The following is a 14,146-nucleotide window of genomic DNA, read 5'->3' as shown; positions in this document are numbered from 1 at the left end:
GGGGTCTCCCGGCTAGGCTTGCGCCATGTCTGAGTCTCCGCCCCACATCCTCGTCACCGGCGCCACCCGCGGCATCGGCGCCGCTATCGTCGAAGCGCTTGCCGCCCGCGGCGCCAAGGTCGTCGGCCACGGCACGCGCGCGGCCCCGGGCGTCCTGGCCGCTGATCTCAGCGAGGGCGGCGCCGGCGACCGGCTGTGGGACGCGGCGCTTGAATCCCTCGATGGCAGGATCGACGTGCTGATCAACAATGCCGGGGTGTTCGAGGCCATCGCGCTCGACGCCCCGGACGCCGACTGGCAGGCCAGCTGGGGCCGCACGATGCAGATCAATCTGCAGTCCAGCGCCGATCTCTGCCGCCGCATGGTGCTGCACGCGCAGGGCCGGGAGCCGGGCGCCGCCGCCCTGCGCGGCCGCATCGTCAATGTGGCCAGCCGGGCGGCCTATCGCGGGGATTCGCCTTCCCACTGGCACTATGCGGCGTCCAAGGCCGGCATGGTGGCCATGACCAAGTCCATCGCCCGGGGCTATGCAGCCCAGGGACTGGCCGCCTTCGCCATCTGCCCCGGCTACGTGATGACCGGCATGGCGGAGGATTATCTGGCCAGCCGGGGCGGGGGCAAGCTGCTGGCCGACATCCCCCTCGGCCGCGTCGCCCAGCCTGATGAGGTGGCCAGCGTGGCGACCTATCTGGCCCTGGACGCCCCGGCGTCGATGACCGGCGCGGTGCTGGACGTAAACGGCGCCAGCTTTGTCCGCTGAAGACCAAGCCTCAAGGATCCTACGCCCATGACCACCGATCCTGACGACGTCCCCGGGGCTGAAGACGAGCCGGACGGCGCGGGCTACGACGCCGAGGACTGGCGGCGACTGGTTCCCTTCACCGCCGCGGTCGCCACCCTGGAGGACGTGCAGGGCCGCCGCGCGGTGTTCGCCCTGGGCGACACCAGCGACGCCCGCGTGCTGGAGATGGCGTTGCCCCAGCCGGTGATCTGGTGGGAGGAAGACGGCGAGCAGGCCGCCGTCGCCGTCCAGGCCGAGGTCCACACCAATGCTGAGGGCGAGATCATGGAGGTCCTGGGCTTGATCCTGCCCGATGGGGGTTCGGCCCTGGCCCTGCTGGAGGATGTGGACCTGGTGGACGACACCGACCCCACCTGGCGCGACCTGGTGGACCAGGCGGTGGACGGCGCCGACGAGGGCGCCTGACCCCTTCGCCGGCGGCGGCCCCGTGCTAAAGCCTCAGCCCAATTTAAAAGACCACGCACAGGAAGCGCCCGCCCCATGTCTGGCCCCACCTCGCACTTCTATTTTTCCCAGCGCCTGCGCCTGCACTATGTGGACTGGGGCAATGAGGGGGCCGAGCCCCTGCTGCTGGTCCACGGGGGCCGCGACCATTGCCGCAACTGGGACTGGGTGGCCCAGCGCCTGGCCGACCGCTACCACATCATCGCCCCTGACCTGCGCGGCCATGGGGACAGCGCCTGGGCCATCGGCGGCGGCTATGACATGGGCGCCTACATCTATGACATCGCCCAGATCGTGCACCAGAAGGGCCTGGCGCCCGTCACCATCATCGCCCATTCCATGGGCGCAGGCATCGCGCTGAACTACTGCGGCGCCTATCCGGACCAGGTGAAGAAGATCGTCGCCATCGAGGGTCTGGGTCCGTCGCCCGCCGTCATGGCCGAGCAGGCCAAGCGCACGGTGGACCAGCGCCTGCGCGACTGGATCGAGGACCGCCGCAAGAATTCCGGCCGCAGCCCCCGCCGCTACGCCACCCTGGAGGAGGCCTTCGCCCGCATGGCCGAGGAGAATCCGCACCTGTCGCCTGAACAGGCCCGTCACCTGACCATCTATGGCGCCCACCAGAACGAGGACGGCACCTTTAGCTGGAAGTTCGACAACCATTCCCGCTGGGGCATGGGCGGCCTGTCCCACGCCGACCAGCACTATCTGTGGAGCCAGATCACCTGCCCGGTCCTGCTGATGCGCGGCGAGGAATCCTGGGCCTCAGACCCGGAGGCCGATGGCCGCATCAAGCACTTCAAGAACGCCCGCCTGGTGAACTTCGAAGGCGCTGGCCACTGGGTGCACCACGACCAGCTGGAGTCGTTCATGGCCGAGGTCGAGGGGTTCCTGGCGGAGTAGGGAGCGTCCCCCGCCCCGCCAGGTCCTTCAGTCTAGCCGGTCCTTAGGTCTAGAAGCTCACCAGCAGGCCCAGGCTGAGCCCGGACGAGTCCTGGTCGCCGGCCCGGGCATAGAAGCCGCGCAGGGAGCCTTCGACCCCGCCCCAGGCGGCGGAGAGACCGCCGGCCAGGGTCACCGGGTCTTCCAGCTCACCCAGTTGTCCGCTCATTCGGGCGCCCAGCATTGTGGCGGCCACCGGGTAGTCGGTGTCGCCCCAGCTCAAGGCGTAGCGGACGGAGAGGTCCCCTGACACCCTGGCCGACCCCATGGCCCGCGACGGCATAAGGAACTCCAGACCAGGACCTGCCTGGTAACGGGTCAGCTCCACGTCCTCCAGGGTCAGGGCGAACACGTCCGCCCCCGTTTCGGTGAATCCGTCAAAGGCCTGGTGCGAGACCTGGGCGTGTACGAAGGGGCGGATGACGACCGGTCCCAGCGGCGCGCTCAGGCCGATGCGGCCGTCGGCGAACAGGCCATATCCATCGGTCTCGGCCCGGCCCGTGAGGCCCTGGGCCTCCAGCACCGTGCCGGCCGCCCCGGCCAGGGCGCCGCGGGTCAAGGTGTAGTCGCGCCGGTGGGCGCCTGCCGACCCTTCGACGAACAACACATCGCCGGCGGCGACGCCATAGGCGGCCAGGCTGACCGTCTTGACCTTGGCGCTGTTGGCCAGGCCCGGCTCGTCCAGGTCGGTGGTGGTCCAGGACAGGGCGGCGCCGAGCAGACCGCCGTCGCCGATGGCGCGGTCATAGCCCGCCATCAGGCCGAGGCTGTCGGCTTGCGCCTTGCTGGCCGTCGCGCCATCGTGGCGGCTACGACCGCCCAGGGCCGCGCCCCAGGCGCCGCGGGCGCCCTGGGCCTTCAGCCGGGCGTCCAGACCGTGAATCACGACGGCCTGGCCCTGGTCGGCGGCCCAACCGGCGTTGGCGGCCAGGCCGAGCCCGAGCCCGGACCGGGCGGCGGCCATGTTCCCCATGTTCAGCAGGCCCCAGCCATAGATGGGGTCCAATCCGGTCGCGCCCACGTCCGTCGCCGTGACCAGGACAAACCGAGCCAGTTCGGCCCCAGACGCTGTCGGGAACATCTGCCGGGCCACCGCCACGGCGCCGGTGACGTGCGGTGCGGCCATGGAGGTGCCGGACGAGCGGTCATAGCCCCCCTGGTCCAGCGGGACCGTCGAGATGATCCCCGCGTCCTCGCCATCCCCGCCTGGCGCGGCCAGACACCATGCCGCGGCGAGACCGCAGCGGTTGGCGTAGTCGACGATCTCGCCGGACAGGTCCACCGCCGTCACGGCCAGCCAGTTGGCCGCCAGCTCGGGAAAATAGTAGGGCAGGCCAGCCTGGGTGTTGGGCTGGTCCTCGTATTCGTTGCCGGTGGAAAAGACGATCACAGAGTCCAGGGCCACGGCGCGTTTGAACACGTCGATCTGCGCGCTCATCACCGCGTCGAGCATGAACCGCCCCTCGGCCGTGCCGGTATAGTAGTCGAACCCCCAGGAGTTGTTGAAGATCCGCACATTGGCGTTCAGGGCGCGGCCATAGACATCGGCGATGGCCACATCGGTCGCCGCTTCGTCGCCGTCCGCCGGGCTGTTCGGCACGATCAGGGCGAGCTTGGCGTCATAGGCGACCCCTTGCACCCCAAAGCCGTTTCGGGCGGCGGCGATAATGCCGGCCACATGGGTGCCGTGCATGTCGTAGTCCTGGACCACCGGACCGCCCGTACTCCCGTCATACGAGAAGTTTGAGAGGTTCGCGATCAGATCCGGGTGCGTGGCGTCGACCCCGCTGTCCAACACCCCCACGGTCACGCCCGCGCCGGTGAAGCCCAGGCTGTTGGCCGCCTGGGCGTTGATCAGAACCAGGCCCTGATTGGCGGTCGCCTCGGTGATCTGAGCGGTCTGCGCGAAGGCAGGCGAAGCCACAAACGCGCCGGCCGCCAGCATCAGCGCGCGAAAAGAACGGATTTTCACTGAAATACCCCCTGTTACCAGGGGCGACGGGTACCACCCTGACGGGCGGAGCAACATGGTTTTTCGCATTCAAGTTTGCATGTCCGACGGGCCTTCCGGCGCGGCGACACAGGCGACCCGCAGGCCCCGGGGCCCGATGATCGTCCGGCGCAAAAGGGGAGCGATCTCGGGCGGGCCTGAGCGCAAGCCTCACCCTGGCAGGAGGGGCGGGCCGAGGGGCGGCGCGCCGTGAGCGGAAGTCGACCAGCGGTCCACAAATCGACCTTCCGCGACTAAGGCCGGCGCTCGCCAGATTTGCGCGGCGCCGGTCCAAGCGCCAAGCTCAGCCTATGGGCATCGCGACGCTTCATGGCGGTTCGTTTGGAAGCCCCAACTCGGAGGCGACCCTGTGCAGATACAGACATTGGTGTTGAAGGCGACATGCGTCGCAATACTCACGCTGTTGACCCTCCGCCCCGCTGTCTCGGCGGCTGAGGTGGCCCCGCTCGAGCGGTCAGTCGTTCACCGCGCCGACGGGTCACCAGTCAGCTTCTTGGCGGAGGCGGGCGCCAGAGGGACACAGGATGCTCTGATCATCTTGCAAGGCACCGGTTGCCGGGAGGTCAGCGACAACCCCTCGGCTGGCCGGGTGGCGGAGCTCCTGGCGCCTGACCGTCGGCTGGTGCTGATCAATCAGCCCGGCGTCATCGCAGGGGCGGACCTCGAGTTGGTGGATGGCTGCCCCACGGACTATTGGGAGCGATCCACGCTCCATCAACGTACGCTGGACATGCTTCTGGTGGTGGCAGAGCTCAGGCGAAGTGACTGGTGGTCTGGCAAGCTGGTGCTTTTCGGTGGATCCGAGGGCGGCGCAGTCGTCGCGCTGGCGGCGGCTCTGATCCCAGAAACGCAGGCGGCGATTGTCTTCTCGTCAGGCACGGGCATGACGGTGCGGGAGCTGATCAGGCGCGCCTTGCCACCCCCCGTCGCCGCAGAATTGGACGCGCAGATCGCGGCCGCGAGGGAGAATCCGTCAGGCGGTACGCGATGGGCCGGTCTGAGCTACAAGTGGTGGGCGGACGCCGCCGATGTAATGCCAGCAAGAGCCCTGGCGCTCTCATCTGCGCCAATCCTGCTGATCCACGGGGCGCAGGACACGTCCTCGCCCGTCGAAGCGGCCCGAGCGGGGCGCGACTATCTGACGACCGCCGGCAAGGATGTCGCCTACTTCGAGTATCCGGCGCTCGACCACTTCATGCGGGAGGTCGGTGGCGAAGATCGTCTCCCTGAGGTGATGGAAGACGCGAGGCGCTGGCTAGCTGGCGTAGTTAGGCGCTGACCTGTTGGCCACCGGAGGTCATGGGTGCGCCACTAGCGGCCTTTGGGCTGCCGCCAGAAAGCCGGCTTTACTAGACGCCCTCGAACAGGACGCCAAGCGCGCCGCTCACGGCGTAAGCCTCATCCTCGGTGAGCATGCGCAGGGGCTGATGGCCTAGCTCGCGAAGGGGAATGGCGGCCATCTGCAGAGGCAGCAGCATGACCTTCTGCCCCTCAACCTCGAAGGTGGGCGTTAGTCGTCCTGGCTGTGAGCCTTTCAGATCTATCGACGAGATGAGTGGCACAACCACGCGAGTGATTGTGGGATTCAGCAGATCCGACTGTACGTCCACGACCAGCACGCCGTTCGGGAGCCGGTAAACCCCATGCTTCATCAGAACTGCCGGTATTCCGCCAAGGCCAGGCCATCGGTCTCCACCTTGGCGTTGTACCAATCGAAGAAGGCTCGGTTTTCGGCTTGCCAGCGTCGCGCCCGTTCAGCGGCGACAGCCGCCTCCAGACCGCTCTCGCAGGCGCGCGAGAGGTTCAGGCCCAGCGCCTTTGCTTCCTCGACCAGTGGGCCTGGAAGCGTCAGGTTCAACCGCTGACGGCTAGTCGAATGCGTGTTTTCCATGCGCACAATATACGCGTACGCTGCTGCCTTTTCTATCCCTTAGGGTGTCATCGACCGCACCAAGTCCATCCGGCGCCCAGGGTGATCATCCGAATCGGCTGAGAGGCATTGCCCGGAAGCGGACCTTGGCAAAGACAGCGATGAGCCCATCGCAGCCCCCTCCACCCTTCGTTAACCACGTTCGTTCACGCTCCCGCGCAGTTCCCCACGCTTTTCGAAAGGGCGCGCGATGAATGGCGCCGAGGTTCTGGATATTGGCCGTGACGCCATCTGGCTGACCATCCAGCTGTCGGCCCCGATTCTGATTGTCGGGCTGGTGGTGGGCGTGGGCATCGGCCTGATGCAGGCGCTCACCCAGATCCAGGAGGCGACGCTCGTCTATGCGCCCAAGATCGTGGCCATCTTCATCTCGCTGCTGCTGTTCCTGCCGTTGATGGGGGCGCTGATGGCCAGCTTCATGAACCAGATCGCCGCCCGCATCTCGGCCATGTAGGCCGATGGAATCCTACGCCTCTGCGCCGCAGGTCTATGCCGCGGGCCTGATTTTCGCCCGCCTGGGCGCCCTGCTGATGCTGATGCCTGGCGTGGGCGACGGCTCGGTGCCGGCCCGCATCCGCCTGGCCTTCGCCTTCCTGTTCGCCCTGATGCTGTTTCCGGTCCTGGGCGGGGAGGTGGGGGCGGTGCCGGCCTCCAACGGCGTCATGTTCGCCCAGATCATACGCGAGATCCTGATCGGCCTGATGATCGGCCTGATCCTGCGGATGATGCTGGCGGCGCTGGGCATCGCCGGCGAGATCGTGTCGATCCAGTCGACCCTGGCCTTCTCCCAGACGGCCAATCCCGGCCAGGCCCAGCCGTCCACCTCGCTGTCGACCTTCCTGACCGTGATGGGGGTGACCCTGATCATGGTCACCGACCTGCATCACATGTTCCTGGCGTCCATCGTCTCGTCCTATCGACTGTTTCCCTTCGGCGGGAACATCCCCGTGGGCGACGCCGCCCAGCTGGCGGTGCAGACGGCTGCCCAGGCCTTCACCCTGGGTCTGCAACTGGCCGCGCCGGTGGTGGTCTTCTCGCTGATCTTCAACTTCGCCGCCGGCCTGGTGGGTCGGGTGATGCCGGCCTTCCAGATCTTCTTCGTGGCCACGCCGCTCCTGGTGCTGAGCGCCCTGTCGATCTTCGCCCTGAGTCTCGGCGTGTTGGGCATGGTCTGGGTGGAGCGCTATCGCGACCTGCTGGGGAACTTCCTGTGAGGGGCGCCCTGACCCATGTCTGACACCGATCAGGCTTCAAAAACAGAAGAGGCCACCCCGCGAAAACTTGAACAGTCGCGGGAAAAGGGGGACGTGGCCAAGACCCAGGACCTGGCCCCCCTGATGGCGCTGGCCTTCGCCGCCGGCGCCCTGGCGATCCTCGGGGGGTGGCTGGTGCGCAACATGGCCAACGCCCTGCTGCCCTTCATCGCCCACCCTGAACAGATCCCCCTGGAGGGCGCCGGCGGGGTGATCGTGGCGCGCATGGCGATCATGGCCGCCGCCCCCGTTCTGGCCGCCGTCCTGGCCACCGCGGCCCTGGGGGGCATGATCGGCAACCTGGCCCAGCACGGCCTGCTGTTCACCCCAGACAAGCTGAAGCCCGACTTCAAGAAGGTCTCGCCCCTGGCGGGATTCAAGCGGATCTTCGGCCCCGACGGCATGGTCCAGTTCCTCAAGTCGGTGTCCAAGATCCTGGCCGTGGCCGGGGTGGCCTATCTGGTGCTCAAGCCGCACCTGCATCAGTTTCAGACCCTCTCGGCCCTGGACCCGGCGGCCATGCTGCCGTTCAGCGCCACCATCCTGCGCAAGCTGATCTTCGCCGTCATCGCCCTGATGCTCGCCATCGCGGGCGCCGACTGGCTCTGGCAGAAGCACCGCTTCCTCAAGAAGCAGATGATGAGCCGCCACGAGATCAAGGAAGAGTACAAGCAGACCGACGGCGACCCGCTGATCAAGGCCAAGCTGCGCCAGATGCGCCACGATCGCGCCCGCCGCCGGATGATGGCCGCGGTGCCCACCGCCACCGTGGTGGTGATGAACCCGACCCACTACGCCGTGGCCCTGAAATACGAGGCCGGCGGCGCGGCCGCGCCCCAGTGCGTGGCCAAGGGGCTGGATGCGGTGGCTCTGCGTATCCGCGCCACCGCCGAGGAGGCTGGCGTGCCGGTGATCGAAGACCCGCCCCTGGCCCGCGCCCTCTACGCCGCCGTGGAGATCGACGACACCATCCCGCCGGCCCATTTCGAAGCTGTGGCCAAGATCATCGGCTTCATCATGGGCGCCCGCTCCGCCCCGCCGGCCCGCGCCCGGCCGATGCGTTAGGGCGCGCGGGCCATCTCCTCGACAAGGTGAAGGGCTCAGTAGCCAACCAAGGATCGGTTGTGCAGAATACCGGACACAAGAAAACGTTTGTGTCTTACGGGCCGGGAAACGAAATGACGAAGATCACGCTCAATCGCCGCTGGGTGCTGGCCGGCGGCCTGTGGCTGGCCGCCGGGCCGCGCCTGGCCCACGCCGCAGCCCCGGTGGTGGAGACCGCCGCGGGCCGGCTCAAGGGCGCCAGCAGCAATGGCGTGTTGAGCTTCAAGGGCGTGCCCTATGGCGAGCCGACGGGCGGGACCGGCCGCTTCATGCCGCCCCGGCCGCGCCAGCCCTGGGCCGGGGTGCGCGAGGCCCTCGATTATGGCGCCTCGGCGCCCCAGACCTTGGTGGAAGGCGTGGGCGCGCCGCGCGATCCCGCGGCGCCCGCCCCCTATCCCAGCCTGATCCGTTCGGACATCGAACCGCCGCCGCAGAGCGAGGACTGCCTGTTCCTCAATGTGTGGACGCCCTCCACCACGGGCAAGCGGCCGGTGATGTTCTGGCTGCATGGGGGCGGCTTCTCCACCGGCTCAGGGTCATCGGCCTGGTATGACGGGGCCAATCTGGCCCGGAAGCAGGACGTGGTGGTGGTGACCATCAACCATCGGCTGAACGTCTTCGGATTTGCAGACCTGTCGGCCTTTGGAGACCGTTACGCCTCCAGCGCCTCGGTGGGCATGGCCGACTGCGTGCTGGCCCTGCAATGGGTGAAGGACAATATCGAGCGGTTCGGGGGCGATCCGGACCGGGTGATGATCCACGGGGAGTCTGGCGGCGGACGCAAGGTCAGCGTGCTGATGGCCTATCAGCCGGCCAAGGGGCTGTTCCACCGGGCCGTGGTCCAGAGCGGCTCGCAACTGCGGGTGGACGGACCGGAACTGGCCGCCGAAAAGGGCCGCCGGCTGCTGGCCGAACTGCAGATCGCGCCCGCCGATGTCGATCGCCTGGCCGAGGTCCCGTTCGAGGATTTGCGCCGGGCGGGGATGCGCGCCAGTTCAGGCCTGGGCCAGTGGCGGCCGACGGTGGATGGTCGGCTGCTGCCGCGACACCCCTTCGATCCCGACGCCCCGGATCTGACCGCCGGTATTCCCATGATGATCGGCACGAACCGCACGGAGATGTCCATCTATCTGGCGGTCAATCCAGCCATGGACAGCCTCAGCACGGCAGGATTGAAAGCCATGATTGGCCGTCTGACCTCGGCCGATCGCGCGCAGGAGGTTCTCGACCTCTATCAGCGGCTCTATCCTGCCAGCACCAATGCCGAGCGGCTCTATATGGCGGCCACTGACCGCAGCTACTTCCTGGACTCCACCCTGCAGGCCGAGCGCAAGGCCGCCCAGGACGGGGCAGGCGCCTACTACTACGCCTTCTATCGCGAGACCCCGGTGCAGGACGGACGCTTCTTCTCGCCCCACGCCCAGGAAATCCCCTTCGTATTCGACAATCTCGACAAGGCCGAAGTGATGGTCGGGCCGGTGACGCCGCAGGCCCAGCTCCTGGCTGACCAGATGAGCGGCGCCTGGGCCGCCTTCGCCCGCACCGGCGTGCCCGCCGCCCCGGGCCTGCCGGCCTGGCCGCTCTATGACTCCAGCCGCCCCGCCCTGGTCTTCGACGAGGGGGAGTGCCGCATCGAAAACGACATTCGCAGCGAGCAGCGCCAGCTCATGGCCACCTTCGGAAGCCAGCAGGACGTCCAGAGCGAGCTGCCAACGCCTGGGGAGCCCAGGTCAGACGCGCCCGTCTGATCGCAGCAGGCCTCACCGCCACGCGAACACCGGCTGGTCCAGCTCGGCCACCCGGGTGACCCGGCCGGCCACCAGCTCGCGCAGCTGGTAGATCAGGGCTGCGGTGGGGGCATGGATGTGCTGGTCGCCGATCAACAGGCGGATGACCTGCCGGGGGCTCTCGGGGATGGTCTCGAAGTCAACCGCATGATCGGCCATCAGGCCATCCAGTCGAATCCGGTGAACCGAGGCGACCTCGGCGGGGTTGAGACGCATCAGCCCCGGCCGGTCGAGCCAGGCGACCACAGGCGCGATGGCGTAGCCTGACCGGGTGGGATAGTCGTCGAGGACGCCCAGAATATTCTCCGGGGGCAGGGACAGGCCCAACTCTTCCTCAAGCTCACGCAGGGCGGCGATCTCCAGGGTCTCCCCGGGATCGCAGCGGCCGCCGGGCAGAGCCCACTGTCCGGCATGGGCCCGCAGGGTCGCCGCCCGCCGCGTCAGCAGGAAGGCGGCCTGGCCCGAGCCGTCGTCAGCCTCCACCAGGGTGATGGCCACGGCCGCGGCCTTCAGGCCTTCGCCCGTGTGGACGATCCGGGGAAAGGCCTTCAGCCGGGCCGATAGGGCCTCGCGGAAGGTCGCGTTGAACCCGCAGTTCATGACCCCTGCGCCCGGGCGATCAGCCCGCCGCCTCCAGCTTGTCCTGGGTCTTGGTGTCGAAGTCGCTGGCCTCGTGGCGCTCGCGCAGCTGGCTTGAGGGCTCGCCAGAGGTCTTGTTGACCATGCGGCCGCGCTTGACGGCCGGCCGCGCTCCGATCTGGTCGGCCCAGCGGATGACGTTCTTGTACTCATGGACCTGCAGGAACTCGCCGGCCTCATAGAGCAGGCCCTTGGCCATGCCGCCGTACCAGGGCCAGACGGCCATGTCGGCGACGGTGTAGTCGGCCCCGCCCAGATATTCGCTCTCGGCGAGGCGGCGGTCGAGCACGTCCATCTGGCGCTTCACCTCCATGGCGAACCGGTCGATGGCGTATTCGATCTTTACCGGCGCATAGGCGTAGAAGTGGCCGAGCCCGCCCCCCAGATAGGGCGCGCTGCCCACCTGCCAGAACAGCCAGGACAGGCACTCGGCCCGCTTGGCCGGATCGGTGGGCAGGAAGGCGCCGAACCTTTCCGCCAGATGGATCAGGATGGCGCCGGACTCGAACACCCGGATGGGCTCAGGCCCGCTGCGGTCTACGAGCGCCGGGATCTTGGAATTGGGATTGGCGTCGACGAAGCCGGAGCTGAACTGGTCGCCAGCGCCGATATTGATCAGCCAGGCGTCGTACTCCGCGCCCTCGTGGCCCAGGGCCAGCAGCTCTTCGAGCATGATGGTCACCTTGACCCCGTTGGGCGTGCCCAGGGAGTAGAGCTGCATCGGATGGCGGCCAACCGGCAGATCCTTGTCGTGGGTCGGGCCGGCGATGGGGCGGTTGATATTGGCGAAGCGGCCGCCGCTCCCCTTCTGCCAGGTCCAGACCTTGGGGGGGATGTAGTCTGTCGTCTCGCTCATGGGGTCGCTCCCGGTTTCGTCTGCGCCTTGGCCGGCGCCTCGCCCCAATGTGGTGGCCCATGAACCGTTTGGCGAGCCCCGGACAGCTTCACCGTGGAGGGTTTGGTAAACCTTCCTGCCACAGAAAGGTCTCGTAAGGGTCTCAGGTGACCTTGTGCAGTATGATGCTCAATGATTCGGTGGGGCGCTTGGCCCCACACCCGGAGGCAAGCCGCAGGTCCGCCATGGCTGAGACCCCGCAAGGCCCGGAACCGGCGCGCCGGTTTGATCCGCTCACCGCCATCGCTGTGGTGTTTTTCCTCATGGCTGTGGCCTTCGCCGCCGCGCCGGCGATCAACGCCGGACCGGCCACCCTGGCCGGGCTGATGCTGCTGGTGGGCCTGGCGGGCGTGGCGTGCCTGGGCCTGTTTGTCCTGCGCTCGACCCTGGAGACGCCGGCCGACGCCGAGCCGGGCGCGGAGCGTCTGGTCGAAGCCCTGGGGGAGCCCGCGGCCCTGGCCGGCCCTGATGGCCGCATCCATGCCTGCAACGCGGCCTGGCGTGAGATTCTGGGCGAGGCGCCGCGCCTGCCCAAGGGCGGGTCTTCCGCCGCCAGCCTGTTTTCCGCCCTCGGCGCCGCCCGCCGGGGAGAGAGCGCCCAGGCCACCCTGCGGGCCGCCGGCGCCGACCATGCCGCCGACATTTCCCCCGTGGGCGCCGCCAGCGGGGCGCGCCGCTTCCTGGTCCGCCTGCGGCCGGCCGCTCCGGAACGCCTGGCCCTGCCGGCCGCGGCGCTGGAAGTGCTCACCGCCGCGGCTGGCGCCAAGGCGCCGCCGCCCAAGGTGCTGGACGCCTTCGCCGCCGCATCCCCCTTCGGCGCGGCCCTGCTGGAGGGAGAGGACCCCTTCAACGCCGTCATCATCGAGGCCAATCCGGCGCTCGCCGGCATGGCCGGTCCCTTCGAGCGGGGCCAGGCCTTTGGCGACCTGATCGAGACCAACTCCCGCCAGGACGCCGCCCAGCGTCTGGCCCAGGGCATGGAGGGCGCCCTCGAGGTCCGCCTGTCCCGCGACCCGGCCAAGATCGCCCATCTCTATCTGTCGCGCACCGGCGGCCGCTGGGTCGCCTATCTGGTGGACGTGTCCGACCAGAAGCAGATGGAGCTGCAGCTGGCCCAGAGCCAGAAGATGCAGGCCATTGGCCAGCTGGCCGGCGGCGTGGCCCACGACTTCAACAACCTGCTGACCGCCATCCTGATGCAGCTGGACAGCCTGGCGGCCCGTCACCCGGTGGGCGATCCCTCTTATGAGGGGCTGAACGAGATCCGCCAGACCTCCAACCGCGCAGCCGATCTTGTGCGCAAGCTGCTGGCCTTCTCGCGCAAGCAGACCGTCCAGCGCGAGATCCTCGAGCTCGGCGAGCTGATCAGCGAGTTTGAGGTGCTGCTGCGCCGGGTGCTGAGCGAGGACGTCACCGTCGACACCGAATATGGCCGCGACCTGCCGCACGTGCGGGTCGACCGGGGCCAGCTGGAAACCGCGGTCATGAACCTGGCGGTCAACGCCCGGGACGCCGTGCGCGCCTATGGCGGCACCACCGTGCGCATCCGCACCGCCCGGGTCACCGAGGCCGAGGCTGCGGCGCTGGGCTATACCGGCGCCAAGGGCGACCAGGCCCTGATCGAGGTGTCCGACGACGGCCCCGGCATCGCGCCGGAAGTCATGGACAAGATCTTCGACCCCTTCTTCACCACCAAGCCGGTGGGCGAGGGGACCGGCCTGGGGCTGGCCACCGTCTATGGCATCGTCAAGCAGTCGGACGGCTGGATCTCGGTCGCCTCGAAGATGGGCGAGGGCTCGGCCTTCCGCATCTTTCTGCCGGTCTATCAGCCGGCCATCGGCGTTCCGGCCCCCGCACCCGTCGTCAAGGCCAAGACCGTGGCCCGCGACCTGTCGGGCGCCGGCCGCATCCTGTTCGTCGAGGACGAGGACGCCGTGCGCGGCGTCGCCGCCCGCCTGCTGCGCGCCCGCGGCTATGAGGTGATCGAGGCCGCGTCCGGCGAAGAGGCCCTGGAGCTGTGCGAGCTGCACGCCGGCCAGATCGACCTGATGATCTCCGACGTGGTCATGCCCGGCATGCAGGGGCCAGACCTGTTGAAACAGGCCCGCCAGTACCTGGCCGGCGCCCCGGTCATGTTCATCTCCGGCTATGCCGAAGCCGAGTTCTCCAACCTGCTGGAAGGGGAGGCCAACATCTCCTTCCTGCCCAAGCCCATCGACATCAAGACCCTGGCCGAACGGGTCAAGCAGGAGCTGCAGAAGGCCGCCTGAGGCGCATCGCGCGCCTCGCGCCGCCCATCAGGCCGCCGTCCTCAGGCCGCCTCGTCGGCCCCCAGCAGC

General features: G+C 68.4%; 14 protein-coding genes. 9 read left to right on the top strand and 5 right to left on the bottom strand.

Annotated elements, in window-relative coordinates:
* Positions 1 to 25: 25 nt before the first annotated feature.
* From Q7V15_RS11600 to Q7V15_RS11590, 3 genes are all read left to right on the top strand, one after another.
* Complete coding sequence (locus Q7V15_RS11600) at positions 26 to 760, top strand: SDR family NAD(P)-dependent oxidoreductase (RefSeq protein ID WP_304755723.1); 735 nt, start codon at positions 26 to 28, stop codon at positions 758 to 760.
* A gap of 27 nt (positions 761 to 787) precedes the next feature.
* Complete coding sequence (locus Q7V15_RS11595) at positions 788 to 1,207, top strand: hypothetical protein (RefSeq protein ID WP_304755722.1); 420 nt, start codon at positions 788 to 790, stop codon at positions 1,205 to 1,207.
* A 75-nt stretch (positions 1,208 to 1,282) separates the two neighbouring features.
* A complete protein-coding gene (locus Q7V15_RS11590) occupies positions 1,283 to 2,149 on the top strand; it encodes an alpha/beta fold hydrolase (protein WP_304755721.1) in 867 nt (288 codons plus the stop codon).
* 49 nt (positions 2,150 to 2,198) lie between these two features.
* On the opposite strand, the gene Q7V15_RS11585 is transcribed toward Q7V15_RS11590, so the two are convergent.
* Positions 2,199 to 4,160, bottom strand: a complete 1,962-nt coding sequence (locus Q7V15_RS11585) for a S8 family serine peptidase (RefSeq protein WP_304755720.1) — start codon at positions 4,158 to 4,160, stop codon at positions 2,199 to 2,201.
* Between the two features lie 388 nt (positions 4,161 to 4,548).
* On the opposite strand from Q7V15_RS11585, the gene Q7V15_RS11580 reads away from it, so the two are divergent.
* The gene (locus Q7V15_RS11580; RefSeq protein ID WP_304755718.1) at positions 4,549 to 5,478 is read left to right on the top strand and encodes a prolyl oligopeptidase family serine peptidase; all 930 of its coding nucleotides are present in this window, start codon (positions 4,549 to 4,551) and stop codon (positions 5,476 to 5,478) included.
* 70 nt (positions 5,479 to 5,548) lie between these two features.
* Here the strand turns inward: Q7V15_RS11580 and Q7V15_RS11575 are convergent, their stop codons facing one another.
* Together Q7V15_RS11575 and Q7V15_RS11570 are read right to left on the bottom strand one after the other, a co-directional pair.
* Complete coding sequence (locus Q7V15_RS11575) at positions 5,549 to 5,851, bottom strand: CcdB family protein (protein WP_304755717.1); 303 nt, start codon at positions 5,849 to 5,851, stop codon at positions 5,549 to 5,551.
* A complete protein-coding gene (locus Q7V15_RS11570; protein ID WP_304755716.1) occupies positions 5,851 to 6,090 on the bottom strand; it encodes a type II toxin-antitoxin system CcdA family antitoxin in 240 nt (79 codons plus the stop codon). Before Q7V15_RS11570 ends, Q7V15_RS11575 begins: the two co-directional genes overlap by 1 nt.
* A 229-nt stretch (positions 6,091 to 6,319) precedes the next feature.
* Between Q7V15_RS11570 and fliQ the strand changes: the two genes are divergently transcribed.
* The 4 genes from fliQ (at position 6,320) to Q7V15_RS11550 (ending at position 10,234) form a co-directional block, all read left to right on the top strand.
* On the top strand, positions 6,320 to 6,583 hold the full coding sequence (gene fliQ, locus Q7V15_RS11565; protein ID WP_304755715.1) for a flagellar biosynthesis protein FliQ: 264 nt from the start codon (positions 6,320 to 6,322) through the stop codon (positions 6,581 to 6,583).
* A gap of 4 nt (positions 6,584 to 6,587) precedes the next feature.
* The gene (gene fliR / locus Q7V15_RS11560; protein ID WP_304755714.1) at positions 6,588 to 7,343 is read left to right on the top strand and encodes a flagellar biosynthetic protein FliR; all 756 of its coding nucleotides are present in this window, start codon (positions 6,588 to 6,590) and stop codon (positions 7,341 to 7,343) included.
* Positions 7,344 to 7,358: 15 nt separating this feature from the next.
* Positions 7,359 to 8,447, top strand: coding sequence for a flagellar biosynthesis protein FlhB (flhB, locus tag Q7V15_RS11555; protein WP_304755713.1), 1,089 nt, complete (start codon positions 7,359 to 7,361; stop codon positions 8,445 to 8,447).
* A 113-nt stretch (positions 8,448 to 8,560) separates the two neighbouring features.
* Positions 8,561 to 10,234: a carboxylesterase/lipase family protein gene (locus Q7V15_RS11550; protein WP_304755712.1), complete on the top strand. Its 1,674-nt coding sequence runs from the start codon at positions 8,561 to 8,563 to the stop codon at positions 10,232 to 10,234.
* Positions 10,235 to 10,246: 12 nt separating this feature from the next.
* Here the strand turns inward: Q7V15_RS11550 and Q7V15_RS11545 are convergent, their stop codons facing one another.
* Both Q7V15_RS11545 and yghU read right to left on the bottom strand, forming a co-directional pair.
* A complete protein-coding gene (locus tag Q7V15_RS11545; RefSeq protein ID WP_304755711.1) occupies positions 10,247 to 10,873 on the bottom strand; it encodes a CoA pyrophosphatase in 627 nt (208 codons plus the stop codon).
* Positions 10,874 to 10,892: 19 nt separating this feature from the next.
* A complete protein-coding gene (gene yghU / locus Q7V15_RS11540; protein WP_304755710.1) occupies positions 10,893 to 11,768 on the bottom strand; it encodes a glutathione-dependent disulfide-bond oxidoreductase in 876 nt (291 codons plus the stop codon).
* Positions 11,769 to 11,992: 224 nt separating this feature from the next.
* Here yghU and cckA point away from each other — a divergent pair, with 224 nt between their 5' ends.
* The gene (gene cckA, locus Q7V15_RS11535) at positions 11,993 to 14,077 is read left to right on the top strand and encodes a cell cycle histidine kinase CckA (RefSeq protein ID WP_304755709.1); all 2,085 of its coding nucleotides are present in this window, start codon (positions 11,993 to 11,995) and stop codon (positions 14,075 to 14,077) included.
* Positions 14,078 to 14,146: the final 69 nt, after the last annotated feature.

The sequence above is a fragment of the Phenylobacterium sp. genome (assembly GCF_030651755.1).
Lineage (GTDB): Bacteria > Pseudomonadota > Alphaproteobacteria > Caulobacterales > Caulobacteraceae > Phenylobacterium.
The sequence above is the reverse complement of the archived record's forward strand: the minus strand, read 5'-3'. Positions and strand labels throughout refer to the sequence as shown.

Coding starts and splice junctions, on each gene's coding strand:
- Q7V15_RS11550 (WP_304755712.1), top strand. CDS start 8,561: ATGACGAAGATCACGCTCAATCGCCGCTGGGTGCTGGCCGGCGGCCTG.
- Q7V15_RS11600 (WP_304755723.1), top strand. CDS start 26: ATGTCTGAGTCTCCGCCCCACATCCTCGTCACCGGCGCCACCCGCGGC.
- fliQ (WP_304755715.1), top strand. CDS start 6,320: ATGAATGGCGCCGAGGTTCTGGATATTGGCCGTGACGCCATCTGGCTG.
- Q7V15_RS11570 (WP_304755716.1), bottom strand. CDS start 6,090: ATGGAAAACACGCATTCGACTAGCCGTCAGCGGTTGAACCTGACGCTT.
- flhB (WP_304755713.1), top strand. CDS start 7,359: ATGTCTGACACCGATCAGGCTTCAAAAACAGAAGAGGCCACCCCGCGA.
- Q7V15_RS11590 (WP_304755721.1), top strand. CDS start 1,283: ATGTCTGGCCCCACCTCGCACTTCTATTTTTCCCAGCGCCTGCGCCTG.
- Q7V15_RS11575 (WP_304755717.1), bottom strand. CDS start 5,851: ATGAAGCATGGGGTTTACCGGCTCCCGAACGGCGTGCTGGTCGTGGAC.
- fliR (WP_304755714.1), top strand. CDS start 6,588: ATGGAATCCTACGCCTCTGCGCCGCAGGTCTATGCCGCGGGCCTGATT.
- Q7V15_RS11595 (WP_304755722.1), top strand. CDS start 788: ATGACCACCGATCCTGACGACGTCCCCGGGGCTGAAGACGAGCCGGAC.
- Q7V15_RS11545 (WP_304755711.1), bottom strand. CDS start 10,873: ATGAACTGCGGGTTCAACGCGACCTTCCGCGAGGCCCTATCGGCCCGG.
- cckA (WP_304755709.1), top strand. CDS start 11,993: ATGGCTGAGACCCCGCAAGGCCCGGAACCGGCGCGCCGGTTTGATCCG.
- yghU (WP_304755710.1), bottom strand. CDS start 11,768: ATGAGCGAGACGACAGACTACATCCCCCCCAAGGTCTGGACCTGGCAG.